The following is a 24,297-nucleotide window of genomic DNA, read 5'->3' as shown; positions in this document are numbered from 1 at the left end:
GTCGCCCGTTTTTGCGCTTCCCGTCCGACTTTGCCTCACGTTGCCCGCCTGCGCCAGAAGCCAGCCGTCCCGCCCGGACGCTACGGCGCGGCCGTGTGCCACAATCTCCCTCATCCGCCTCGACCCCTCCACTGTCTGGAAGCCGCTCACGTGACGCGCCGCCTAATCATCCTCTTCGCGCTCGCTGCCGGGCTCGTCGCGGTCTGCGCGCTCACCTGGGCGCTCACGTGGCAGAGCGGTATCGACCAGTTGCGCCGCAACGCCGCCGTGCGCGGCGACCGTACCGCGGCGTCGCTCAAGAGCACGCTCGAGCGCTACGACTCGCTGCCGTACATCGTCGGCGAGCATCCGGTCGTGCAGGACGTGCTCGTCGACCAGCGGCCCGAGTGGGTGGCCGCTGCGAATCGCTATCTCGAAGACGTGAACCGCCACGCGCGCGCCACGACGACCTACATCATCCGTGCCGACGGCTTGAGCATCGCCGCGAGCAACTGGCGCGATCCCGATAGCTTCGTCGGCGCCGATTACCGTTTCCGTCCGTATTTCATCGACGCGATGAACGGCCGCGTGGGCCGCTTCTTCGGCATCGGCACGATCTCGCACGACCCGGGCTACTACGTCTCGCAGCCCGTGCGGCGCAACGGCAAGATCGTCGGCGTGGCGGTGGTGAAGCTCAATCTCGAATGGTTTCCGGGCACGGATGCCTCGGAGCCGCTCCTCGTCACCGACGATCACGGCGTGATCTTTCTCTCCTCGGTGCCCGCGTGGAAGTACCGCACGGTGCGGCCGCTGCCGCCCGCGGTGATCGCCTCGATCGACGCCACGCGCCAGTACGCGAGCGAGCCGATCGCGCCGCTGCCCGCGAGCGTCGAGCGCGTGCTGCCGGGCGACGCCGACATCGTGCGCATGGGCGCGGGCATCCGCGCGCCGCGCTACCTGGAAACGCGCCGCTCGCTCGGCGAGCCCGACTGGCATCTCGTCACGATGTCGTCGATCGGCCCGGTGCTCGAGGCCTCGCGCAATGCGACCATCATGACGGGCTTCGGCTATGTTTCGCTGTGTCTCCTCGGTTTCTACTGGCGCATGCGGCGCGCGCGCGTGAAGGAGGTGATGCGCAGCCGCGCGATGCTGCAAAAGGCCTATGCCATGCTCAACGAGCGCGTGGCCGAGCGCACCGCCGATCTCTCGCAGGCGAACGAGCGCCTGCAGCGCGAGGTGGCGGAACGCACGCGGGCCGAAGCCGAGCTGCGCGCGACCCAGGACGAACTGATCCAGGCGAGCAAGCTCGCCGCGCTCGGCCAGATGGCGGCGGGCATCACGCACGAGCTGAACCAGCCGCTCGCCGCGCTGCGCAGCTTCTCGGACAACACGCGCGTATTTCTCGAGCGCGGCCAGTACGCCGCGGCCACCGAGAATCTGGAGGCGATCGCCTCGCTCACCGAGCGCATGGGCAAGATCGTGAATCAGCTCAAGCTGTTCGTCGGACGCGCGCGGCCCAGGAGCGCGCGCGCACCGGTCGCCCGGGCGCTGCGCAACTCGCTTGCGCTGCTCGGCAAGCGGCTCGACGGCGTGCGCGTGGATCTCACGCTGCTCGAAGAGGGCGCGCCGGCCGCGCCGCTCGATCCCGACGCGGACTATCCGGACCTGAGCGCCCAATGCGACGACCTGCGGCTCGAACAGGTGCTCATCAACGTGGTGGGCAACGCGCTCGACGCCGTGGCGGGCGTGCCGTCGCCGCGCATTGCGATCGAGGTGCAGGCGAGCGCCGCGACGCTCGAGATCGCCGTGCGCGACAATGGTCCCGGCATTCCCGAGGAGGTCTTGCCGCGCCTCTTCGAGCCGTTCTTCACGACGAAGGAGATGGGGCAGGGGCTCGGCCTCGGGCTCGCGATTTCCTCGTCGATTGCACGCGACTGTGGCGGCTCGCTCACCGCGAGCAACGCACCGGAAGGCGGCGCGCGCTTCGTGCTGACGCTGCGCCGCGCCCGCGCGGACGCCGCGAGCGCGGCGCGTGCGGCGGGCTTGTGAAGCGAGCTTGTGAAGCGGGCTTGTGAAACGCGCCTTGTGGAGCACCCAGGTAACGCTGGCTCATGAATCAGGATGACGAACGAACATGGTGAATGCAACGCCCGGCCGGGTGCTCTATGTAGAGGATGACGAACTCGTGCGCCGCGCGGGGGTGCAGAGCCTGCAGCTCGCAGGCTTCGACGCCGCCGGTTTCGCGAACGCCGAAGGCGCGCTGCCGCTCGTCGATGCCGATTTCGCGGGCGTCGTGGTGAGCGACATCCGTCTGCCCGGCATGAGCGGGCTCGACCTGCTCGCGCAGTGCCACGAGCGCGCGCCCGATGTGCCCGTCATCCTCGTGACGGGCCACGGCGATATCTCGATGGCCGTGCAGGCAATGCGCGACGGCGCGTACGACTTCATCGAAAAGCCGTTCGCCTCGGAGCGCCTCATCGAAACGGTGCGGCGTGCGTTGGAGCGGCGCCTCCTGGTGCTCGAGAACCTCGCGCTGCGCCGCGAGCTGGCGGGGCAGAACGCGCTTGCGCCGCGCATCATCGGCAAGAGCCCGGCCATCGAGCAGGTGCGCAAGCTCATCGCGAACGTCGCGCCCACGGACGCCTCGGTGCTCATCAACGGCGACACCGGCGCGGGCAAGGAGCTGATCGCGCGCAGCCTGCACGAGCTGTCGCCGCGCCACGACAAGCCGTTCGTGGCGGTGAACTGCGGCGCGCTGCCGGAACCGATGTTCGAGTCGGAGATGTTCGGCTACGAGGCCGGCGCGTTCACGGGCGCGGCCAAACGCCGGATCGGCAAGCTCGAGCATGCGAGCGGCGGCACGCTCTTTCTCGACGAGATCGAGAGCATGCCGCTCTCGTTGCAGGTGAAGCTACTGCGCGTGTTGCAGGATGGCGTGCTGGAGCGCCTGGGCTCGAACCAGCCCGTGCGCGCCGACTTGCGCGTGGTGGCGGCGGCCAAGGGCGACATGAGCGAGCACGTCGCGGCGGGGACTTTCCGGCGCGACCTGCTGTACCGGCTGAACGTCGTGACGATCGCGCTCCCGCCGCTCGCCGAACGGCGCGAGGATATCGTGCCGCTCTTCGAGCATTTCCTGCTCGACGCAGCAGTGCGCTACCAGCGCAGCGCGCCGCTCCTCACCGAGCGCGACCGCATGCGGCTCACGCAGCGCGACTGGCCGGGCAACGTGCGCGAGCTGCGCAACGCGGCTGATCGCCGGGTGCTCGGGATTCCCGACGATCTCTCGGCGGCCGCGGCGGGCAGCGACGACGATGCGCTGCCGCTCAAGGAGCGCGTGGAGCAGTACGAGCGCGCACTGATCGCCGATGCGTTGCAGCAGAGCAACGGTGCAGTCGCCCAGGCCGCCGAGCGGCTGCAGATGGCGAAGGCCACGCTATACGAGAAGATTCGACGCTATGGGCTGGCGGTGCGTGGCGAGGGATAGCAGCGCGTGACGGAGCAAGCAGGCGTAAAAAAAGCAGCGGGGTTTCCGCTGCTTTTTTGTTGACACACACCATCAGGCGCGTATCAAGTCGCAAGCGCCTTCTGCAACAACTGGTCGAGTTCCGCGAATTGGGGTTCGCCCACGTAGCGCTTGAGGATCTTGCCGTCGCGGCCGATCACGAAAGTGGTAGGCGTGAGCTGGACATTGCCGAACTGCTTCGCCGCCGAGCCGTCGTCCACTGCCACCTTGAACGGCAACTGGCGCGTTTGCGCGTAGTTCGCGACGTACATCGGCGCGTCGTAATTCATCGCCACGGCCACGAACTCGAGACCTTCGCCCTTGAAGCGGTTATAGGTCTGGACCATCTTCGGCATTTCCTCCATACAGGTCGAGCAACTCGTCGCCCAGAAGTTGACGAGGTACACCTTGCCTTTCAGGTCGCTCGTGGAGACCTTCTGGCCGGACAGCAGCGTGAAGGTCGCATCGGGCACGTGCGGCGGGCTGCCGAAGAACGCGAAATAGCCTGCCACGGCGATCGCGACGACCACGACCGCCGCGACGATGCTGCGCATCGCGCCGGAGCGCGCGTTCGAGGAATTCGGGGATGCAGCGGTCATGGGTCTCGCCTTTGCGCCGAAGGGCGCGGGTGTGAAGCCAGATCATTGTAGCGCCGAATTTCACGGCATAGACGTTGTGGAACGACACACCGGTATGTGCCGACGGATAATGGCACCCACCTTTCACGCTCATGACGATTCGCCTCATGTTTTCCGCCTTTCATGCCCGCGCCTGCCGTTCGCTGACCGCACCGGTGCGCACTCTCACGGCGGCCGGTGCGCCGGCGCTGGGCGCGCTCGCGACGGCGTTCGCGCTGGCCGCCTGCTCGCCCACCTACGACTGGCGCACGGTCTCCAGCAACGAGAGCGGCTACACCGTCGATCTGCCGGCCAAGCCGGGCAAGGACGAGCGCAGCATCGACGTGAACGGGACGCCGATGCGCATGCGAGTGCAGACAGCCGAAGTTGCCGACGACGTATTCGTGGTCGGCACGCTCGACTTGCCCGACGCACAGCCCGCGACGCAGCAAAAGGCGCTCGACTTCCTGCGCGCGGGCCTCGCGCGCAATGTCGGCGCACCTGCGCAGGCGCATGCCGTGGCCGTGCCGCTCGCGGCGGGCGGTTCGATCGAGGGCATGGAGATGCGCATGGCCGGCAAGGCAGGCGCCAACGGCGAGGCTCGCACGATTCACGCGCGGCTCGTGGCGAAGGGCGCGCGCGCCTACCAGGTGGCGATCGTCGGTCGCGCCGAACCGCCGGTCGAGCAGGCTGACCAATTCTTCGGATCTTTCAAGCTCTACTGAGATTCTGGACCCCGCAGCACGCCTCGCCGGCACAGGGCAGCCACACCGAGCGGCGGGCGATTGCGGCCCGAAATGAAGGTTGCGCTGCAGGTAAACGCGCTAATTACCAGATTTGATTGAAGGTTTACGGGTTACCCACAGGACCTGTGGGTAACTTTGTGGAAAAAAGCCGCCCGCAAGCTGGAAAGTGCCGTCCTGTGGGCTTCCTGTTAGTTTTGGCCGCTTTTCGGGAAATCCAGAAAATTAGAAGAATCAATGGCTTATAGAAACCGCGCGAGCGGAGGGAGGACTCGGCATAAAACGGGCCTTAACACGACGATGTGTGCATAAGTCAAGCCTTGACTTCGATTTATTGGCGCGATTGGGATGCTCAGGCGGCGCAAGCATCGCCGGGGGTTTCCGTTGATTTGCCGTTGCGTTTTCCTATCGCTCCGCGAATACCCGCCGATACTGCACGGCCTCGGCAACGTGTGCGGCTTCGGGCGTCGGCATGCCCGCGAGATCGGCAATCGTGCGGGCGACCTTGAGCACGCGGTAATGCGCGCGCGCCGACCAGCCGAAGCGCTCTCCCGCTTCGCGCAGCAGCGTTTCACCGGCGGCGTCCGGCCGGCAGACAGCATCGGTCTCGCGGCCAGTCAGTTCGCGATTGGTCTTCCCCTGGCGCGCCAGTTGCCGTTTGCGCGCCGCCTGCACCCGTAAGGCGATCGCGGCGCTCGATTCTGCGCTCGCGCTAGCGCGAGCGGCCAGTTCGGCGGGTGGCAGCGCAGGAATTTCGATCTGGATGTCAATGCGGTCCAGCAGCGGCCCGGAGAGCTTGCGCAGGTAGCGCGCGGCGCTTTCGGGCGTGCAGCGGCAGCGCCCTGCCGGATCGCCGCGCCAGCCGCAGGGGCAGGGGTTCATCGCGGCAACGAGCTGGCAGGCGGCCGGAAAGTCGGTTTGCCAGGCGGCGCGCGAAATCGTGATTGCGCCTACTTCGAGCGGCTCGCGCAGGGTTTCGAGCACATGGCGATCGAATTCTGGCAGCTCATCCAGAAATAGCACACCTAAATGTGCCAGCGTGATTTCGCCGGGTTGCGGCGGATTGCGCCCGCCGATCAGCGCAGCCGCGCTCGACGAGTGATGCGGCGCGCGAAACGGCCGCTGCCGCCACTGCTGCGGCGTGAAGCCGATCGCGCTGGCGGAGAGCAGCGCCGCGGACGCCAGCGCTTCGTCGTCGGTCATGGGCGGCAGCAGGCCGGGCAGGCGCGCCGCGAGCATCGACTTGCCCGCGCCGGGCGGACCCACCATCAGGAGATGATGACCGCCCGCCGCCGCGACTTCGAGCGCCCGGCGCGCGCCGCGCTGGCCGATGACGTCGGCCATGTCGGGGGGCGGGGCGGCTGGCGCGGCATCGATGGCGCTCGCATGCACGGGCGCGAGACGCGCGTCGGGATCCTCGCCGGCGAGGTGGGCGCACAGCGAGCGCAAGTCCGCTGCGCCATAAACCGCGACGCCCGGCACGAGCGCCGCTTCGGCTGCGTTTTGCGCGGGTAGATATAGCTCGTGCACGCCATGGTGTTCGCGCCGCGCAGACGCAACGGCGACCCGCGATTCGTCGGCAGAAACGTCAGCATGACGAACGAATTCGTTTTCGCCGGCCGCATTGCCGCGGGAGAGCGCCGGCGCCTCGCCGCACGCTGAGCCACTGCTTTGCGCGCGTGCCGTGCCGCACGCCATGGCGAACGCGCCGCGCATTGGTCGCACGGCGCCGGTAAGCGACAGTTCCCCCGCGAACTCGCGATGCGCGAGCGCCGCGACCGGAATCTGACCGCTCGCAGCGAGTATGCCGAGCGCGATCGGAAGATCGAAGCGGCCCGATTCCTTTGGTAAATCGGCGGGCGCCAGGTTGACGGTAATGCGCCTCACCGGGAAATCGAAGCCGCAGTTGGAGAGCGCAGCGCGCACGCGCTCGCGGCTTTCGCGCACTTCGAGGTCGGGCAGTCCGACGATAGAGAACGACGGCAGCCCGTTGGCGAGATGGACTTCGACGGTGACTTCGGGCGCGCGGCCGGCAGCCGGCGCGCGGCTGCGCACCACGGCAAGCGACATGGGATTCTCCGGAAAGGACGCATGCAGGACTGGGGCAGCTTTGCAGCCACTTCGCAGCCACTTCGTACCCGCTTCGTACCCGTTTCGCAGGCGGTACGCGCGCGCCATGCATGCGCCAGGCGGGTGAGGCCCATGCCCCTTTACGGTTCGATTGCGTTTCGCGTACGGATCGCTTGCGGTGCGGTGCCGCAGTTACCACCGCAGTTACCACCGCGGTTACGACCGCAGTGGCCGCCCTCGACTGCGCACTTCATGGAACATGAAGGTGCGCGAGGAAATGATCAGGAGGACTGGCTAGTCACCGGCAGTTTCTGCTCGAGTTCGGCTACGCGGCGCTCGAGTTCTTCGAGGCGCTGGCGCGTGCGCACGAGCACCTGCGTTTGTGCGTCGAATTCCTCGCGCGTGACGAGGTCCAGCTTCGAAAAGCCTTGCGACAACATTGCACGCACATTGCGTTCGACATCGCGCGCGGGCGAGTTCTTGAACAGGTCGCTCACGCGTGCCTGCAGATCATTGAATACGTCGTTGGGTTGCTTCATTCGATTCCCCTTCGCTGCACACAAAGTGTGCAAATTTCGTTTTGCCTGTGCCCCGTGCCGGATCGTGATCGATCTTGGTGCGCGTTGACGGGGCGCCTGGGAGTGTGCGCGCAACTGGTGCGCGCGACTGGCCAGTGTGCTGCGCGCCGCCGCGTGGGTGGCCATTCTCCGCCTCCGCGCGACGCTGCGCGCGAGCGAAGCCTGAGAACACTGTAGCAACGATCCTGGCGCCCCGCCACCGCGCGCGCACCGCGCTGGCCGTTCGGCCAGGGGCTTGTGCGCCGCGCCCCTCAAGGCGCGACCGGCATTGTCCACGGCCTTGGGCGAGCTTGCATCGAATCTCGGGGCATCGGTGTTCGAAGCGGTCCGCAACGGATTGGCACGGGTGTTGCTAATACTGCCCCGCGCACCGAACGACTGTTGCTCACGGTGCGCCGGCGACACGGCGAAGCATCACGCGCCGTTCGCAAGGCGCCCGTCGCAGAAGCGAACAAAGGGATGAAGCAACCACAGCGAGGACTACATGAAACTGATTACAGCAATCATCAAGCCGTTCAAGCTCGATGAGGCGCGCGAAGCCCTCTCGGCGATCGGCGTTTCGGGGATCACGGTGACGGAGGTCAAAGGTTTCGGGCGCCAGAAGGGGCACACGGAGCTGTACCGCGGCGCCGAGTATGTCGTCGACTTCCTGCCGAAGGTGAAGATCGAGGCCGCCGTGGCCGACGACATCGTCGAGCAGGCCATTGAAGCGCTCGAGCGCGCAGCCCGCACGGGCAAGATCGGCGACGGCAAGATCTTCGTCACGCCGATCGAACAAGTGATCCGCATCCGCACCGGCGAGACCGGCGCCGACGCGCTGTAACGGAAATACGAGACCAGAGAGACAAGAGGAAACCAAGATGCGCAAACACATCATGTCCTTGCTGATGGCCGGCTCGCTGCTGGCCGCCGGCGTCGGCACCGCGCTGGCGGACGACGCATCGGCACCGGCCGCGGCCTCCGCGCCTGCGGCCACCGCTTCGGCGCCTGACGCGTCCGCCGCGGCTCCCGCTTCGGCACCGGCCGCGGCACCCGCATCGGCACCCGCGGCCGACGCCGCATCGGCTCCGGCCGCCGCCGCGAGCGCCCCGGCCGACGCATCGGCTGCCGCCGCAGCCGCACCCGCCGCGCCGACCGCGCCGTTCTCGCTCGATTCGTCGAAGATCAACTCGGGCGACACCGCGTGGATGCTGACCTCCACCGCGCTCGTGCTGTTCATGACGATCCCGGGCCTCGCGCTCTTCTACGGCGGCATGGTCCGCAAGAAGAACGTGCTCGCGACGCTCATGCAGAGCTTCGCGATCACCTGCGTCGTCACGGTGATCTGGACGGTGGTGGGCTACTCCATCGCGTTCACGCCGGGCGGTTCGTTCATCGGCGGCTTCTCGCGCATCTTCCTTGAGGGCATGAACTACATCAAGGGCGACAAGGCGACGACGCTCACCGTGAGCCACCTCGCGCCGACCATCCCCGAGACGGTGTACTTCGTCTATCAGATGACGTTCGCGATCATCACGCCGGCGCTCATCACCGGCGCGTTCGCCGACCGCATGAAGTTCTCGGCGATGCTCGTGTTCATGTCGCTGTGGTCGATCATCGTCTACTCGCCGATCGCTCACATGGTCTGGGAACCGACGGGCTGGCTCGCCAGCGCCGGCATCCTCGACTTCGCGGGCGGCACGGTCGTGCACATCAACGCCGGTATCGCGGGTCTGGTGTGCTGCCTCGTGCTCGGCAAGCGGGTTGGCTACGGCCGCGAAGTGATGGCCCCGCACAACCTCACGCTCACGCTGATGGGTGCGGCCATGCTGTGGGTGGGCTGGTTCGGCTTCAACGCGGGTTCGGCAGTCGCGGCTGACGGCCGTGCCGGCTTCGCGATGCTCACGACGCAAATCGCCACCGCCTGCGCGGCGCTCGGCTGGATGTTCGCGGAGTGGATCGCCAAGGGCAAGCCGTCGGTGCTCGGCATCGCTTCGGGCGCCGTGGCGGGTCTCGTGGCCATTACGCCGGCATCGGGCTTCGTCGGCGTGCTGGGCTCGCTCGTGATCGGTGTGGTGGCGGGCGTGGTCTGCTTCTGGTCGGCCACGTGGCTCAAGCACAAGTTCAACTACGACGACTCGCTCGACGCGTTCGGCGTGCACGGCATCGGCGGCATCATCGGCGCGCTCCTGACCGGCGTGTTCGCGGTGAAGGATATCGGCGGCGCGGATGGCAGCCTCATCCTGCAAGCCAAGGGTGTGCTCACGACCCTCATCTACAGCGGCGTGGTGAGCTTCATCCTCCTGAAGGTGATCGACATGGTCATGGGCCTGCGCGTCACGGAAGAAGAAGAGCGCGAAGGTCTCGATGTGATCCTGCATGGCGAGCGCGTGGAGTAAGCAAGCCGCTCAGCATGCATTGAAGCTCGTTTGAGCCAGTAGGGGAGCAAGTAGCAGCGACCTGGGCCCGCCGTCTTGGCGGGCCCTTTTTCTTTTTTGGGCTCCCGCGCCGGGTGTGGCCTTTGCTGCCGCCGATGGATCCGGGCGGGAATAAGCGTCCCGCTCGCGCGTTGGCATAGTGCCCCTTCAAGTCGTGTGCCCAATTGCGCTGGGTGCGGCAGGCGGTCCAGAATGGATATCCGGCGTGGATTCCCGAGTGGGCCGCTTTGGGCCCGGCTGGATCGAGCGACCTTGGTGTTTCAGGGGACTCGCGAGGGATTCACGAGGGCAGCCCGTCTTGCATCTGATGTAATCGTCCCCAGATACGCGACCGGTTTCCCAACAATTCAAGCATTTCGTCCGCGAGTCACCCCTTATGGTCCCGCATCTGGTTACGGCGTTGAACGGCCCGCTCCTCGAACTGGAGCAGCGCATCCTCGATGCGACGCCGGCCATCGAGCGCTGGTTCCGCCTCGAATGGCAGGAGCACACGCCGCCGTTCTACTGCTCGGTGGACCTGCGCAACGCCGGCTTCAAGCTCGCGCCGGTCGATACCAACCTCTTTCCCGGCGCCTTCCACTGCCTGCCGCAGGAGGTGCTGCCGCTCGCCGTGCAGGCGGCCATGGCGGCCATCGAAAAGATCTGCCCGGACGCCAAGAACCTGCTCGTGATTCCGGAAATGCACACGCGCAACGCGTTCTATCTGGAGAACGTCGCGCGTCTCGCCACGATCATGCGCCAGGCGGGATTGAACGTGCGCTTCGGCACGTTCGACGAGAGCATCGCCGGGCCGGTGACGATTTCGCTGGCGGACGGCCAGAAAATCGTGCTCGAGCCGCTCGAGCGTTCGCAGCGCCGCCTGGGTCTGAAAAACTTCGATCCGTGCTCGATCCTGCTGAACAACGATCTTTCGGGCGGCATTCCGCCGGTGCTCGAGAATCTCCACGAACAATACCTGCTGCCGCCGCTGCACGCGGGCTGGGCGGTGCGCCGCAAGTCCACGCACTTCTCCTGCTATGACGACGTGGCGAAGAAGTTCGCGAAGATGGTGGGCGTGGACCCGTGGATGATCAACCCGTACTTCGCGCACGTGGAAGGCGTGGACTTCGAGGCGCGCACGGGCGAGGAGCCGCTCGCCGCCGCCATCGACGTCGTGCTCAAGAAGATCGCGAAGAAGTACCGCGAGTACGGCATCACCGAAAAGCCCTATGTCGTCATCAAGTCGGATGCCGGCACGGACGGCCGCGGCGTGATGACCGTGCACGACGCCTCCGAGGTCGCCGCACTCACGAAGCGCGAACGTGCGAAGATGTCGGCCACGAAGGACGGGCTCGAGGTGCGCGACGTGATCGTGCAGGAAGGCGTCTACACGTTCGAGCACATCGGCGACGAAGTGGCCGAGCCGGTCGTCTACATGATCGACCGTTACGTGGTGGGCGGCTTCTACCGCGCGCACGGCAGCCGCGAGCGCGACCAGAACCTGAACGCGCCGGGCATGCACTTCGTGCCGCTCGGCTTCGAGCACACGGCGCTGCCCGACACGCGGGCCAAGGCCGGTGCGGCGCCGCCGAACCGCTTCTACATGTACGGCGTGGTGGCGCGACTCGGTTTGCTGGCGGCTTCGGTCGAGCTGGAGAAGACCGATCCCGAGGCGATCCAGGTCTGATCCGGCCGTCATCATTCGCACAATTGAACGCAGCGCCCGCCACCGTGCGGGCGCTGCCGTCATGACACCCGCAAGGACGCGGGGACACGACAGGGACAAGGCAGGGACGATATGGACATTCTTTTCATCGCCGATCCGCTCGAGCGGTTCAAGATCTACAAGGACTCGACCTACGCGATGATGGCCGAGGCCGCGAAGCGCGGCCACACGCTCTTTGCGTGCGAGCCGCAGCACCTCGCCTGGGTGAACGGCCGGGTCGAAGCCGATGTGCGGCGCTTCACGATCGTCGGCGATACGGCGGACCTGCATCGCGCAACGTGGTTCGACGACACGCCAGATGCGCGCGCGCTCACCGGCTTCGACGCCGTCGTCATGCGCAAGGATCCGCCCTTCGACATGGAGTATGTGACGTCCACGTGGCTGCTGGAGATCGCCGAGCGCGCGGGCGCGAAGATCTTCAACAAGCCGCAGTCGATTCGCGACCATTCGGAAAAGCTCGCCATCGGCGAATTTCCGCAGTTCGTCGCGCCCACGCTCGTCACGCGCAGCGCCGCGCGTCTGCGCAAGTTCCATGAGGAGCACCAGGACGTGATCCTCAAGCCGCTCGACGGCATGGGCGGCATGGGTGTGTTCCGCGTGAAGGCGGACGGCATGAACCTCGGCTCGATCATCGAAATGCTGAGCCACGACGGCACACGCAGCGTGATGGCGCAGAAGTTCATCCCCGAGATCAAGGCCGGCGACAAGCGCATTCTGCTGATCGGCGGCGAGCCGGTGCCGTATTCGCTCGCGCGCATTCCGCAAGGCAACGAGGTGCGCGGCAACCTGGCCGCCGGCGGCCTCGGCGTCGCGCAACCGCTCACCGCGCGCGACATGGAAATCGCGAGAGCGCTCGGGCCGGCGCTGGCGGCGCGGGGCCTGCTGCTCGTTGGGCTCGATGCGATTGGCGACTGGCTCACCGAGGTCAATGTCACGAGCCCGACGTGCTTTCGCGAAATCATGGAGCAGACCGGCTTCGACGTGGCCGCCATGTTCATCGACGCGCTGGAGCGCGCGGCGGCCTGAGTCCGGCTGGTGGTGGCTGGGCAGGCGCATTTGAACTGCGTACCTGGTATTCGGGCTTGAATGCCGCGTGTATGGCGGCATCTGCCCGGTGTGGGCGCCTTCCGGGGCAGCGCTCGATGCGCCCCATGCTGGCGGGCGGCAGGTTCGGACCACGAAGGGTTCTCCGAGGCGCCCGGAGCCCGCGCGCCACAGAGGCGACTGCGAGGCGACTGCCGTGAGCAGAACCGCCTCGCATGCGCGAAAATGACCCTGCTACAATGCCGCGAGCCTGAATTCCGGGCTGGCAGGACGGCGTCGCCACGGCGCGTGTTCCGACCCTGCGAGCCCACGGCTGGCGGCAGGGTCGGCGCTGCTGGATGCGATCCAGTGGATCAAAGGAGCCGCTTGCGGTCAAGCTGATATGAACCATCCCCAACGCGCCCTACGGTCGCTGCCCCGCAAAGGGGTGTCGGTCCTCTCGGGGCGACCCGGCGAGTACTGACATGGCAGGGATTCTGATCATCGCACACGCACCGCTCGCCACCGCGCTGCGGGAGTGCATCGCGCATATCTACGGCGGTTGTCCGGCGCGAATCGGCGCGCTCGACGTGCTCCCCGACAGCGACCCGGCGGAAGTGGTCGCGCAGGCGAATGCGGAGATCGAGCGACTGCGCGAGGAGAACGGCGCGCTCGTGCTGACCGACATGTTCGGCGCGACGCCTTCGAACATCGCGGCGCGTCTCGCCACCGTGCCCGAGGTGCGCGTGCTCGCCGGCGTGAATCTGCCGATGCTGGTGCGCGCCGTCTGCTACCGCGCAACGCCGCTCGATACGCTCGTCGAAAAGGCGCTGGCCGGTGCGAGCAAGGGCGTCCAGACCATCGGGCCGACCATGCCGGCTGCCGCCGACGCGGCGTGCGGCTGTCCGCCTGCTCCCTGTGCCGAGGCCGTAGCTGCCGCCACAGACCGCACCGCAAACCAGGCAGTGAGCACGGCAGTTAGCCCCGCAGCCAGCGCGGCGCGTGGCCCGGGTGACACCGGCGGCGTTGCGGCCGGCGTGCTCCGGCCCGCGGGTACCACCTGAGTCCGGCGCGAGCCCACGCAGCCACGCTGCCCACGAGAAGGCAAACCGAAAGAACCCAGCTCCACTTCCATACACTGCGTCCGGATCGATCGAACCATGCTGCAACAAGAAACGACAATCGTGAACAAACTCGGCCTGCATGCGCGGGCGTCGGCGAAGCTGACGCAGCTGGCAGGCAACTTTCAGTCGGAAATCTGGATGAGCCGCAACGGCCGCCGTATCAACGCCAAGAGCATCATGGGGGTCATGATGCTGGCCGCCGGCATCGGCAGCACGGTGGTGATCGAAACCGAAGGCCCGGACGAGGCCGACGCCATGAGCGCGCTGCTCAAGCTGATCGCCGACAAGTTCGGTGAAGGTCAGTGAACGGCGCGTAGTCGTAGCGCGTCATCGGAACGCCGCGGTCAGCCGCGGCGTTTTGCATTTGAAGCGCCAGCCTCGCAACGCGTGCGGGCCCTGCTGCACATGGCCGCAGTCAGGCGCGAAGACGTGTGCATGACCACAATCGGCCGCCGTGGAATTTATAATCATTACCGGGGTCTGAGAGAGCGCATTGCAGCGGGTTGCCGCAGCATCAAATAACCAGAGGAGGTGCGCGTGCCGTTCACGCTGCATGGAATTCCCGTTTCACGGGGTATCGCCATCGGGCGCGCGTATCTGATCGCCCCGGCTGCGCTCGACGTCGACCATTACCTCATCGAGCACGCGCAGATCGAAGAGGAAATCGTGCGCTTTCGCGCGGCGCTTGCGTCCGTCGAGCGCGAGCTCGACACGCTGCGCGCCGACCTGGCCGCCGACGCTCCCTCTGAAATGGGCGCGTTCATCGGCGTTCACCTCATGATCCTGAACGACGTGATGCTCGTGCAGGAGACCATCGACCTCATCCGCACGCGCCGCTTCAATGTGGAGTGGGCGCTTACCGAACAGCTCGAACGCCTCTCGCGCCACTTCGACGACGTCGAGGACGAATACCTGCGCGAGCGCAAGGCCGACATCGAGCAGGTCGTCGAACGCGTGCTGAAGGCGCTCGCGGGCGCGACGCCCGCTGCGCTGCACGGCGGCTGTGACGAGATGATCGTCGTCGCGCACGACATCGCGCCCGCCGACATGCTGCAGTTCAAGGGGCAAACCTTCCAGGGCTTCGTGACCGATCTGGGCGGCCGCACTTCGCACACGGCCATCGTCGCGCGCAGCCTCGGCATTCCCGCGACCGTGGGCGTGCAGCAGGCGAGCGCGCTGATCCGCCAGGACGATCTCATCATCGTCGATGGCGACCACGGCATCGTGATCGTCGATCCCGCTCCCATCGTGCTGGAGGAGTACACCTACCGGCAAAGCGAGATGGCGCTCGAGCGGCGCAAGCTGCAGCGGCTGAAGTTCTCGCCCACGCAAACGCTGTGCGGCACGAAGATCCAGCTCTACGCGAACATCGAGCTGCCCGAGGACGCGCAGGCCGCGCTCGACTCGGGCGCGACGGGCGTGGGCCTCTTTCGCACCGAGTTCCTGTTCATGAACCACAAGGACCAGTTGCCGGAGGAGGACGAACAGTTCGCCGCCTACCGCCGCGCGGTCGAGCTCATGAACGGACTGCCCGTGACGATCCGCACGATCGACGTGGGTGCCGACAAGCCGCTCGACTCCATGAGCGCCGGGGACGGCTACGAAACCGCCGCGAATCCGGCGCTCGGGCTGCGCGCGATCCGCTGGAGCCTCTCCGAGCCGCAGATGTTCCTCACGCAGCTGCGCGCGATCCTGCGCGCCTCGGCGTTCGGCTCGGTCAAGATCCTGATCCCGATGCTCGCGCACGCCCAGCAGATCGACCAGACGCTCGACCTGATCCGCGAGGCGAAGCGCCAGCTCGACGACGCCGGCCTCGCCTACGATCCCAACATTCAGGTTGGCGCGATGATCGAAATCCCGGCGGCGGCACTCGCGTTGCCGATGTTCCTGCGCCGGCTCGACTTCCTCTCGATCGGCACCAACGACCTGATCCAGTACGCGCTCGCCATCGACCGGGCCGACAACGCAGTGGCCGATCTCTACGATCCGCTGCATCCTGCCGTGCTGCAGCTGATCGCACATACGCTGCGCGAGGCGAAGCGCGCGGGCGTGCCCGTTTCGGTGTGCGGGGAGATGGCGGGCGACCCGTCGTACACGCGCTTGCTGCTCGGGATGGGGCTCACCGAGTTTTCCATGCATCCGAGCCAGCTGCTCGTGGTGAAGCAGGAGATCCTGCGCTCGCAGCTCAAGTCGCTCGAAAAGCCGGTGGCCGAGGTGCTGGCGGCTTACGAGCCCGAGGAACTGCAGGCGGCGCTGCGCAGAGTGGCGCAGGCGTGAGACCCGCCCCCCGCAAGCACGGGCGGCATCGATGAAAAAAAGCCCCGGCGTGTCCGGGGCTTTTTGCAGGATGGTTCCAACAAAACTCAAGCGTGCGCCCGCCGCTCGCCGCACACCGGACAATCCGGCTGCCGTGCCACGCGCATCGTGTTCCACTCCATGCGCAACGCGTCGAGCATCATGAGCCGCCCGACGAGCGGCGAGCCGATGCCGCCGATCACACGCAGTGCCTCAGCGGCCTGCATCGCACCGATGATGCCGACAGTGGGCGCGAAGACGCCCATGGTCGAACACGCCACTTCCTCGAACGGCTGATCCTCGGGAAACACGCAGGCATAGCAGGGCGACGCGTCGTCGCGGAAGTCGAACGTGCTGATCTGCCCGTCGAAGCGCAGCGCCGCGCCCGACACGAGCGGCACGCCGTGCTTCACGCACGCGCGGTTGATGGCGTGGCGCGTGGCGAAGTTGTCGGTGCAGTCGAGCACGACGGTCGCGCCCGGCACGTGGGTGTCGAGCCAGGCGTTGTCGATGCGCGTTTGCAGCGCGTTCACCTTCACCTCCGGATTCAGGCGCGCGATGGCGTCGCGGCCCGACTCGACCTTCGCGCGGCCGACCGATGCCGTCTCGTGCATGATCTGCCGCTGCAGGTTGGTGAGGTCGACGGTGTCGTTGTCGACCAGCGTGAGCGCGCCCACGCCCGAGGCCGCGAGATACATCGCGGCAGGCGACCCCAGGCCGCCTGCGCCGACGACGATCGCATGCGCGTCGAGAAAGCGCTGCTGCGCCTCGATGCCGATCTCGTCGACGAGGATATGGCGGGAATAGCGGAGGAGTTGGTCGTCGTTCATCGCGGGCGCTCGGGTGCGCGGGTTCGATGGCGCTGCGATGGACCTGGAGAGCCCCGATGGCTCTTAGTGGAGAAACGCGCGCCGGGGAAATACGGTGTCGCCTATTGTAACGACGCCAGCGGCTGGAGGAGGGGGCCCGCGGCCCGCGCACGAGAGGCGCGGGCCGCGAGGCAGGTACAACGCAGGTGCAGCCTGTTACTTCGCCGGAGCCGAGGCCGGCGCAGGGGCCGAGCCCGGGACCATGATGAGCGCGCCGGGCTTCACGGCGATCGGCGCCGAAGCCGAGGTGGGCGGCTTCTGCTGCGCGAGGCGGCGTTCCATCGGCGACTTCGATTCGCTCACCGGCTTGCCCTGGAGCTTGTTCAGCGCCTGCTGGAGCAGGAAGTCGTCGGTGGAGCCGAACTCGACGGGCTTGCGCTCGCGATCCTTCTGGCGCTGTTCCGGCGTCTTCTTGTCGTTCTGCTCTTCGAGCTGGCGCAGCATGTCCATGCGCTCCTGCTCGCGCACTTCCTGCTCCTTTTTCTCGTCCGGGTCCTGCGTGTTGGCGAGGTGGTTCTGGTAGTCCACTTCGCGCGTGACGAGTGCGTCGTCCGGGTCGCCGTCGGAGTACTGGTCGACTGCGATGTCAGGACGGATGCCCTTGTTCTGGATCGAGCGGCCGCTCGGCGTGTAGTAGTACGCCGTGGTCAGACGCAGCGCGGTATCGGCCGTCATCGGGCGCACCGTTTGCACGGAGCCCTTGCCGAACGTCGTCTTGCCGACGATGAGCGCGCGCTTCTGGTCCTGCAGCGCGCCCGCCACGATTTCCGAGGCCGACGCCGAATAGGCGTTGGTGAGCACGATCATCGGCACGGTCTTGAACTGGGCCGCTTCACCCTTGAGCGGGTCGCCGTCGAACGAGGGCAGGCGGTAGTTGTCGTAGGTGTCGCGGTAGACCTGCTTCGAGTCCGGGATCTGGCCGTTGGTCGAAACGACGACCGAGTCCGGCGGCAGGAACGCGCCCGCCACGCCCACGGCGCTTTGCAGCAGACCGCCGCCGTTGTTGCGCAGGTCGAGGATGATGCCCTTCAGGTTCGGTTCCTGGCGCGCGATGTCCTGCAGCTTTGCGGCGAGGTCGGGGACCGTGCGCTCCTGGAAGCTCGTGATGCGGATGTACGCGTAGCCCGGCTGCAGGATCTTCGCCTTCACGCTCTGCACCTTGATGATGGCGCGGGTGATCGTGAGCGGGAAGGTACGGTCGTCGGTCTTGCGGAAGATCGTGAGCGTGACCTTGGTGCCCGGCTCGCCGCGCATCTGCTTGACGGCCTGGTCGAGCGTCATGCCGCGCACGGGCTTGTCGTTGATGCGCGTGATGAGATCGCCCGGACGGATGCCGGCGCGGTACGCGGGCGTGTCTTCGATGGGGGAGATGACCTTGATCAGGCCGTCTTCCGACGAGATCTCGATGCCGAGGCCCGCGAAGCGACCCTTGGTCTGCTCCTGGAGCTCCTGATAATCGGTCTTGTCGAGATACGACGAGTGCGGGTCGAGGCTCGACACCATGCCCTTGATGGCGGCGGTGAGAAGCTTCTTGTCGTCGACCGGCGTGACGTACTCATGCTTGATCTGACCGAACACTTCGGCGAAGAGCCGCAGCTGATCGAGCGGCAGCGGTTCTACGACCGTCTGCTGGGTTTGCTGCGCGGAGGCGGAAATCTGCAGGGTGGCAAATACGCCGGTCGCAAGGCCAGCGGCAATCAGGCCGATGTTTTTCAGGTTTTTTCGCATAGAGAATGTTGCGTGCGGTCGAGGCGCGTCGGAAGGCGCGTGGCAGCGTCTAATGGAAAAGCGACGGACAAGTATAACTGCACACCTGCCGAGGCTGTGCATAGGGTGTGTAAGAACGGGGTAAGACAGCGGCGGCACAGCGGTTCGCAAGACGTGCGTCGCAAAGCGAGGCCTGGCGCGGCGCTGGCAGGAAGCTGGCAGTTCTGCCAGTTGCGGCGTGAAACGGCGGGAAATGAAAAGGGGAGTGTGCAACCAGTTGTGCTGCAACGGCCGCTGATCCCCGGCGGAAGGCAGCGGCAGGGCGGCTCGGGCCGGTGCGCATGGCCCCCGGGCAACCGCCGCGCGCGGCAGCTGCCCGAATGGCCGATAAGGCACGGGCGGAAAATCGTCAGGCCTTCTTGCCCTGGTTGGCCACGGCGGCCTGCGCCTTCGCGATGGCTTCGGCGTCGCCCAGGTAGTAGTGCTTGATGGGCTTGAGGCTCTCGTCGAGCTCATACACGAGCGGCACGCCGTTCGGGATGTTCAGGCCGACGATGTCGTCATCGGAGATGTTGTCGAGGTACTTCACGAGCGCGCGGATCGAGTTGCCGTGCGCGGCGATCACCACCTTCTTGCCCGACTTGATGGCGGGCGCGATCGACTCGTTCCAGACGGGCAGCACGCGCGCCACCGTGTCCTTCAGGCATTCGGTGAGCGGCAGTTCCTCGCGTGGCACACGGGCGTAGCGCGGGTCGTCGTACGACGTGCGCGAGTCGGTCGGTTCGAGCGCGGGCGGCGGCGTGTCGTAGCTGCGGCGCCAGACGAGCACCTGATCGTCGCCGAACTTCGCCGCCGTTTCGGCCTTGTTCAGGCCCGAAAGCGCGCCGTAATGACGCTCGTTCAGGCGCCACGAGTGGACCACGGGCAGGTACATCAGGTCCATCTGGTCCTGCACGTGCCAGAGCGTGCGGATCGCGCGCTTGAGCACGGAGGTGTAGGCGATGTCGAACGTGTAGCCGGACTCCTTGAGCAGCTGGCCCGCCTGCTGGGCTTCGCGGTTGCCCTGCTCGGTGAGGTCGACGTCCACCCAGCCGGTGAAGCGGTTTTCCTTGTTCCACGTCGATTCGCCGTGGCGGATGAGTACGAGTTTGTACATGAAGATGCCGGTCGATAGTAAGGGAAGCAGTTAATCGGGGACACAGCCGCGGCGGCCCGGTCCCGCGGGCGGCGCGCCCGGGCTGGGGGGCGGTCACCCTGCGACAAAACGCTTATTTTATAATGAGCGGATTGCCCGAATCCGATTTCTCCGACTTTCCTTTTTCCGGCGGACTCTCCGTGACGTTCTTCACCAATTACATCAACCTTGTACTCATCGCGATCGTCCTCATCTCGGGAGGGTTGCTCCTGTGGCCGTCGCTCAAGCGCGGCGGGCGCGGCGGTGTTTCCACCGCCGAGGCGACGCAGCTCATCAACCGCCGCAACGCGGTGGTGATCGACCTGCGCCCCGCGGGTGAATTCGCGAAGGGCCATCTGCCTTCGGCGCGCCAGATCGAATTCGGCGAGCTCGAGGCGAAGATCGGCCAGTTCGTGAAGAACAAGAGCAACCCGGTGTTGCTGGTCTGCCAGACGGGCCAGCAGTCGCACAAGGCCATGCGCCTCGTGAAGGACGCCGGTTTTGCCGAGGTCCACGTGCTGGACGGCGGCGTCAACGCCTGGCAGCAGGCCGGGATGCCGGTCGTGAAACAAGGAGGTTTGAAGTGAGCAAAGTCGTCATGTACAGCACCCAGGTGTGCCCGTATTGCCAGATGGCCGAACGTCTTTTAAAGTCGCGCGGCGTCGAGCACATCGAAAAGGTGCTGATCGACCGGGATCCGGCGCGGCGCGACGAGATGATGACGCGCACCGGCCGGCGCACCGTGCCGCAGGTTTTCATCGGCGAGACGCACGTGGGCGGTTACGATGACCTCTCCGCGCTCGACCGGGCGGGCGGCTTGATGCCGCTGCTCGAAGCCGCCTGACCCAGCCTGACGACGTAGCGACCTAGCGCCGCAGGATTGCGGCCCGCGCGAGCCCGCAAGGCTTGCGCGGGCCTGTTGCCGTTCATTGCCGTAGCGCGGCGCCTTTTCGGGACTTCGAGATGTCACGATAATGCGGCCGTGATCCATTCAATCAGGGAAGCCATACACCATGTCTGACGAGAACAACCAGCCGTTCTTCAACATCCAGCGCATCTACCTCAAGGACATGTCGCTCGAACAGCCGAATTCGCCGGCCATCTTCCTTGAGCAGGACATGCCCTCGGTGGAAGTGGAAGTCGACGTCAAGGCCGAGCGCCTGGCCGAGTCGGTGTTCGAAATCCTCGTCACCGGCACCGTCACGGCCAAGGTCAAGGACAAGGTTGCGTTCCTGATCGAAGCCAAGCAGGCCGGCATTTTCGATATCCGCAACATTCCGGCCGAGCAGGTGGACCCGCTCGTCGGCATCGCCTGCCCGACCATCCTGTTCCCGTACCTGCGCTCGAACATCGCCGACGCGATCACGCGCGCAGGCTTCCCGCCGATCCACCTGGCCGAGATCAACTTCCAGGCGCTCTACGAGCAACGCCTGCAGCAGCTCGCCCAGCAGGACGGCGCAAGCAGCGCGACGCACTGATTGCGTCGATCGTCTCCACGAACTACCGGTGCGGAGTATCGGAATGAACATCGCCGTTCTCGGCGCCGGAGCGTGGGGCACCGCGCTGGCAGGGCATCTCGCCCAGGCGCATGACACGGTGTTGTGGGCGCGCGATGGCGCGCTCGTCGACACCTTGCGCAAGACGCATGAAAACGCCCGCTATCTCGCGGGCATTGCGCTGCCCACGACACTCCACTACGAAACGGATCTCGCCGCCGCGCTCGACCATGCGTCGGGCGAGGCGGATCTCGTCGTGCTCGCCACGCCCGTTGCGGGCCTGCGCGGCATGCTTTGCACGCTGCGCGACATGGGCCGCGTGCCCGCGCACTTCATCTGGCTCTGCAAGGGCTTCGAAGCCGAAACGCAGTTGATGCCCCACCAGGTCGTGGCGGCTGAGCTGCCGGGCCACGCGAGCAACGGTGTGCTGTCGGGGCCGAGCTTCGCGCGCGAAGTGAGCGAGGGCCTGCCCGTCGCGCTGACGGTGGCGAGCGCCTCGGCGGTGTGCCGCGAACGCACGCTCGCCGCGTTCCACCACCGCGCCATGCGCATCTACACGGGCGACGACGTCGTGGGCGTGGAGGTGGGCGGCGCGGTCAAGAACGTGCTTGCGATCGCGACCGGCATCTCGGACGGTTTGGGCCTCGGTTTGAATGCGCGCGCCGCGCTCATCACGCGCGGCCTCGCGGAGATGACGCGCCTTGGCGTCACGCTCGGCGGGCGCGCGGAAACCTTCACGGGCCTGACCGGCCTCGGCGACCTGATCCTTACCGCGACGGGCGACCTCTCGCGCAACCGCACCGTGGGCAAGCAGCTCGCGAGCGGGCGCACGCTCGACGACATCCTCGGCGCGCTCGGCCATGTGGCCGAAGGCGTGCGCTGTGCGCAGGCGGTGCTCGCGCTGGCGCGCGATCATGGCATCGACATGCCGATCACCCAGGCGGTATGCGCCGTGCTTTTCGACGGTGTCGCGCCGCGCGACGCCGTGAGCGCGCTGCTCAGACGCGACGCGAAGGCCGAATAGGGCGCGTTTGCGCGTCGGGCGATCCTGCTGCGCCCTGTGTGGGGCACGCAAGCCCTGCGTGGGGCCGGAGCAAGTGCCGAGGCAAAGGAGGACCGTATGCTGATCATCGGAAGCTGCCGCATCGAGGCGCAAGCCGTGGACATCACCACGCTGGCCGTCGATGCGATCGTCAACGCCGCGAATTCCTCACTGCTCGGCGGGGGCGGTGTCGATGGCGCGATCCACCGCGCTGCCGGGCCGGACCTCCTGCGCGAGTGCGAGACCCTCGACGGCTGCCCGACCGGCGACGCCAAAATCACCGGCGGCTATCGCCTTCCCGCGAAACACGTGATCCACACTGTGGGCCCCGTCTGGTACGGCGGCGGCAATGACGAGGCGCGTCTGCTCGCTTCGTGTTACCGGCGCTCGCTCGAACGCGCTCGCGAGGCAGGTGTCACGAGTATCGCGTTTCCGGCGATCAGTTGCGGCATCTACCGTTTTCCCGCCGACGACGCCGTGACCATCGCTGTCGCGACCGTGATGGACGAGCTGCCGAAGTCGCCTGCGCTCGCGCAAGTGATCTTCGCGTGCTTCGACCAGTCGATGCTGACGCGCTACGAGCGCGAGCTGGCCAGCAAGGCGTAGCGCCCCACGCGGGGTCATTCGCCGCCTTCGAACCCCGCCTGGCGCCACGCTTCGAATACCACGACCGCCACCGTATTCGAGAGATTCAGGCTGCGGTTGCCGGGCCGCATCGGCAGGCGCACGCGCTGTTGCGTCTCGAAGCGATCGAGCACCGCGTCGGGCAGGCCGCGTGTTTCTGCACCGAAAACGAACCAGTCGCCGGGCTGGAAGGCGTGTGCGTGAAAGCGCCCCGAGCCGCGCGTCGTGAACGCGAACATGCGCGACGGATCGGGCGCTTCCTTCGCGATGAACGCATCCCAGTTGCCGTGCACGTGCATCTGCGCGTACTCGTGATAGTCGAGGCCCGCGCGGCGCATTTTCGTGTCGTCGAGGGGAAAGCCGAGCGGCTCGATCAGATGCAGCCGCGCCCCCGTGTTCGCGCACAGGCGGATGACGTTGCCGGTGTTCGGCGGAATTTCGGGCTCGACGAGAACGACGTTGAACATGACGATGAAACTCTTTCTATATGTCCTGGATAGGGATGGTGCCGGTCAGTCTTTCGGCGTGCGCAGCGCGACGAAGTTGGTCACACGCCGTGCGCCTGCGGCCTTGAGCGTGTGCGCGAGCGCATCGAGCGTGGCGCCCGAGGTCATCACGTCGTCGACCACGCCCACGTGCTGGCCGGCGACGGGCCGCGCGAGCGCGAACGCGCGCCCGACATTGCGGCGGCGTGCTTCGCGATCGAGCTTCGATTGCGGCGCCGTATGCAGGGTGCGTCGCACTAGCGTGGCGTCCGCCGGCGTGCCGAGCCGGCGCGCGAGCGGCCGCGCGATCTCCCACGCCTGGTTGTAGCCGCGCTCGATGAGGCGTTCGCGCGAAAGCGGCACGGGCACGACGATATCGGGCCTGGTGTGCCGGTCGAGGTTGTCTTGCGCCGCGAGCGCGAGGCGTCGCGCGAACTCCTCGCCGAGCGCAAGGCGCGCACGGAACTTCAGGCCGCGCGCGAGCAGGTCGAGCGGCGCTCGGTAATCGGCGAGCGCGAGCGTCGCGTCGAACGCTGGCGGCGTCTCGATGCAGGCTTCGCAGCGGTAGCGAGTGCTTCCCATCGTTGGCCCCCTCATGCGGCGCCGGTGCGCGAGCGGCATGGCGCACACCGTGCAGCGCAGGCGCGCCTCGTTGCAGTACGCCGCATCGCAGCACACGCAGAGCGTGGTTCGCGACAAATTGCCGCATAATGGACAAAGGTTAGGCAACGCGAAGTGGGCCAGCTGCGATAAACGCGGCGCAAGCCGCATTGCCACTTGCTCGCGCGCTTCCCGACACGCGCGCACTGCGCCCGCAAGACGTATGCGGTTCGATTCGGGTGTCATG

General features: G+C 66.7%; 23 protein-coding genes and 1 pseudogene. 15 read left to right on the top strand and 9 right to left on the bottom strand.

All coding sequences use genetic code 11. The features are described from left to right. Positions 1-93 precede the first annotated feature (93 nt). Both BMI01S_RS03430 and BMI01S_RS03425 read left to right on the top strand, forming a co-directional pair. The gene (locus BMI01S_RS03430) at positions 94-2,028 is read left to right on the top strand and encodes a sensor histidine kinase (protein WP_042288261.1); all 1,935 of its coding nucleotides are present in this window, start codon (positions 94-96) and stop codon (positions 2,026-2,028) included. Between the two features lie 85 nt (positions 2,029-2,113). Next, positions 2,114-3,463, top strand: a complete 1,350-nt coding sequence (locus tag BMI01S_RS03425; RefSeq protein ID WP_028209282.1) for a sigma-54-dependent transcriptional regulator — start codon at positions 2,114-2,116, stop codon at positions 3,461-3,463. Positions 3,464-3,546: 83 nt separating this feature from the next. On the opposite strand, the gene BMI01S_RS03420 is transcribed toward BMI01S_RS03425, so the two are convergent. After that, positions 3,547-4,035 (bottom strand): TlpA family protein disulfide reductase, encoded by a 489-nt coding sequence (locus tag BMI01S_RS03420; RefSeq protein WP_407668932.1) that lies wholly within the window; start codon positions 4,033-4,035, stop codon positions 3,547-3,549. 191 nt (positions 4,036-4,226) lie between these two features. Here BMI01S_RS03420 and BMI01S_RS03415 point away from each other — a divergent pair, with 191 nt between their 5' ends. Next, positions 4,227-4,823 carry a hypothetical protein gene (locus tag BMI01S_RS03415; protein WP_238327579.1) on the top strand — a complete coding sequence of 199 codons (597 nt, stop codon included), beginning with the start codon at positions 4,227-4,229 and terminating at the stop codon, positions 4,821-4,823. A gap of 423 nt (positions 4,824-5,246) precedes the next feature. On the opposite strand, the gene BMI01S_RS03410 is transcribed toward BMI01S_RS03415, so the two are convergent. The 3 genes and pseudogenes from BMI01S_RS03410 to BMI01S_RS03405 form a co-directional block, all read right to left on the bottom strand. Beyond that, a complete protein-coding gene (locus BMI01S_RS03410) occupies positions 5,247-6,539 on the bottom strand; it encodes a YifB family Mg chelatase-like AAA ATPase (RefSeq protein WP_407668933.1) in 1,293 nt (430 codons plus the stop codon). Continuing rightward, positions 6,513-6,911: pseudogene (locus tag BMI01S_RS44000) on the bottom strand (magnesium chelatase domain-containing protein); the annotation flags it as partial. The pseudogene BMI01S_RS44000 and the gene BMI01S_RS03410, both read right to left, overlap by 27 nt. A gap of 281 nt (positions 6,912-7,192) precedes the next feature. Continuing rightward, entirely contained in the window at positions 7,193-7,450 is a 258-nt protein-coding gene (locus BMI01S_RS03405) for an accessory factor UbiK family protein (RefSeq protein WP_028209286.1), read from the bottom strand. A gap of 523 nt (positions 7,451-7,973) precedes the next feature. Between BMI01S_RS03405 and BMI01S_RS03400 the strand changes: the two genes are divergently transcribed. The 7 genes from BMI01S_RS03400 to ptsP all read left to right on the top strand — a co-directional run bounded on the left by BMI01S_RS03400 (position 7,974) and on the right by ptsP (position 16,035). Beyond that, positions 7,974-8,312 (top strand): P-II family nitrogen regulator, encoded by a 339-nt coding sequence (locus BMI01S_RS03400; RefSeq protein WP_028209287.1) that lies wholly within the window; start codon positions 7,974-7,976, stop codon positions 8,310-8,312. A 37-nt stretch (positions 8,313-8,349) separates the two neighbouring features. Beyond that, positions 8,350-9,867 (top strand): ammonium transporter, encoded by a 1,518-nt coding sequence (locus BMI01S_RS03395; protein WP_028209288.1) that lies wholly within the window; start codon positions 8,350-8,352, stop codon positions 9,865-9,867. A gap of 415 nt (positions 9,868-10,282) precedes the next feature. Beyond that, entirely contained in the window at positions 10,283-11,572 is a 1,290-nt protein-coding gene (gene gshA, locus BMI01S_RS03390) for a glutamate--cysteine ligase (RefSeq protein WP_028209289.1), read from the top strand. Between the two features lie 111 nt (positions 11,573-11,683). Continuing rightward, positions 11,684-12,637: a glutathione synthase gene (gene gshB, locus BMI01S_RS03385; protein WP_028209290.1), complete on the top strand. Its 954-nt coding sequence runs from the start codon at positions 11,684-11,686 to the stop codon at positions 12,635-12,637. A gap of 482 nt (positions 12,638-13,119) precedes the next feature. Beyond that, the gene (locus BMI01S_RS03380; RefSeq protein WP_081715779.1) at positions 13,120-13,698 is read left to right on the top strand and encodes a PTS sugar transporter subunit IIA; all 579 of its coding nucleotides are present in this window, start codon (positions 13,120-13,122) and stop codon (positions 13,696-13,698) included. Positions 13,699-13,794: 96 nt separating this feature from the next. Beyond that, on the top strand, positions 13,795-14,064 hold the full coding sequence (locus tag BMI01S_RS03375; protein WP_028209291.1) for an HPr family phosphocarrier protein: 270 nt from the start codon (positions 13,795-13,797) through the stop codon (positions 14,062-14,064). Positions 14,065-14,295: 231 nt separating this feature from the next. Then, positions 14,296-16,035, top strand: a complete 1,740-nt coding sequence (ptsP, locus tag BMI01S_RS03370; RefSeq protein WP_028209292.1) for a phosphoenolpyruvate--protein phosphotransferase — start codon at positions 14,296-14,298, stop codon at positions 16,033-16,035. Positions 16,036-16,121: 86 nt separating this feature from the next. Here the strand turns inward: ptsP and BMI01S_RS03365 are convergent, their stop codons facing one another. From BMI01S_RS03365 to gpmA, 3 genes are all read right to left on the bottom strand, one after another. After that, complete coding sequence (locus BMI01S_RS03365) at positions 16,122-16,883, bottom strand: HesA/MoeB/ThiF family protein (protein WP_028209293.1); 762 nt, start codon at positions 16,881-16,883, stop codon at positions 16,122-16,124. A gap of 195 nt (positions 16,884-17,078) precedes the next feature. Further along, on the bottom strand, positions 17,079-18,650 hold the full coding sequence (locus BMI01S_RS03360) for a S41 family peptidase (RefSeq protein ID WP_028209294.1): 1,572 nt from the start codon (positions 18,648-18,650) through the stop codon (positions 17,079-17,081). A gap of 388 nt (positions 18,651-19,038) precedes the next feature. Continuing rightward, on the bottom strand, positions 19,039-19,785 hold the full coding sequence (gene gpmA / locus BMI01S_RS03355) for a 2,3-diphosphoglycerate-dependent phosphoglycerate mutase (protein ID WP_028209295.1): 747 nt from the start codon (positions 19,783-19,785) through the stop codon (positions 19,039-19,041). A 179-nt stretch (positions 19,786-19,964) separates the two neighbouring features. Between gpmA and BMI01S_RS03350 the strand changes: the two genes are divergently transcribed. The 5 genes from BMI01S_RS03350 to BMI01S_RS03330 all read left to right on the top strand — a co-directional run bounded on the left by BMI01S_RS03350 (position 19,965) and on the right by BMI01S_RS03330 (position 22,947). Continuing rightward, entirely contained in the window at positions 19,965-20,390 is a 426-nt protein-coding gene (locus tag BMI01S_RS03350) for a rhodanese-like domain-containing protein (protein ID WP_028209296.1), read from the top strand. Then, positions 20,387-20,647, top strand: a complete 261-nt coding sequence (grxC, locus tag BMI01S_RS03345) for a glutaredoxin 3 (RefSeq protein ID WP_028209297.1) — start codon at positions 20,387-20,389, stop codon at positions 20,645-20,647. The genes BMI01S_RS03350 and grxC overlap by 4 nt, the downstream gene beginning before the upstream one ends. A gap of 169 nt (positions 20,648-20,816) precedes the next feature. Further along, positions 20,817-21,281: a protein-export chaperone SecB gene (gene secB, locus BMI01S_RS03340; protein ID WP_028209298.1), complete on the top strand. Its 465-nt coding sequence runs from the start codon at positions 20,817-20,819 to the stop codon at positions 21,279-21,281. Positions 21,282-21,324: 43 nt separating this feature from the next. Continuing rightward, the gene (locus BMI01S_RS03335) at positions 21,325-22,323 is read left to right on the top strand and encodes an NAD(P)H-dependent glycerol-3-phosphate dehydrogenase (RefSeq protein WP_028209299.1); all 999 of its coding nucleotides are present in this window, start codon (positions 21,325-21,327) and stop codon (positions 22,321-22,323) included. 96 nt (positions 22,324-22,419) lie between these two features. After that, positions 22,420-22,947 (top strand): O-acetyl-ADP-ribose deacetylase, encoded by a 528-nt coding sequence (locus BMI01S_RS03330; RefSeq protein WP_028209300.1) that lies wholly within the window; start codon positions 22,420-22,422, stop codon positions 22,945-22,947. A 14-nt stretch (positions 22,948-22,961) separates the two neighbouring features. Here the strand turns inward: BMI01S_RS03330 and trmL are convergent, their stop codons facing one another. Both trmL and BMI01S_RS03320 read right to left on the bottom strand, forming a co-directional pair. Beyond that, positions 22,962-23,432: a tRNA (uridine(34)/cytosine(34)/5-carboxymethylaminomethyluridine(34)-2'-O)-methyltransferase TrmL gene (gene trmL, locus BMI01S_RS03325; RefSeq protein ID WP_028229995.1), complete on the bottom strand. Its 471-nt coding sequence runs from the start codon at positions 23,430-23,432 to the stop codon at positions 22,962-22,964. A gap of 45 nt (positions 23,433-23,477) precedes the next feature. Then, positions 23,478-24,221, bottom strand: a complete 744-nt coding sequence (locus BMI01S_RS03320) for a ComF family protein (protein WP_028229996.1) — start codon at positions 24,219-24,221, stop codon at positions 23,478-23,480. Positions 24,222-24,297: the final 76 nt, after the last annotated feature.

This window comes from Paraburkholderia mimosarum LMG 23256 = NBRC 106338 (assembly GCF_000739815.1).
Taxonomy (GTDB): domain Bacteria; phylum Pseudomonadota; class Gammaproteobacteria; order Burkholderiales; family Burkholderiaceae; genus Paraburkholderia; species Paraburkholderia mimosarum.
Note: the sequence above shows the minus strand (reverse complement) of the source record. Positions and strands in the feature narration are given on the sequence as shown.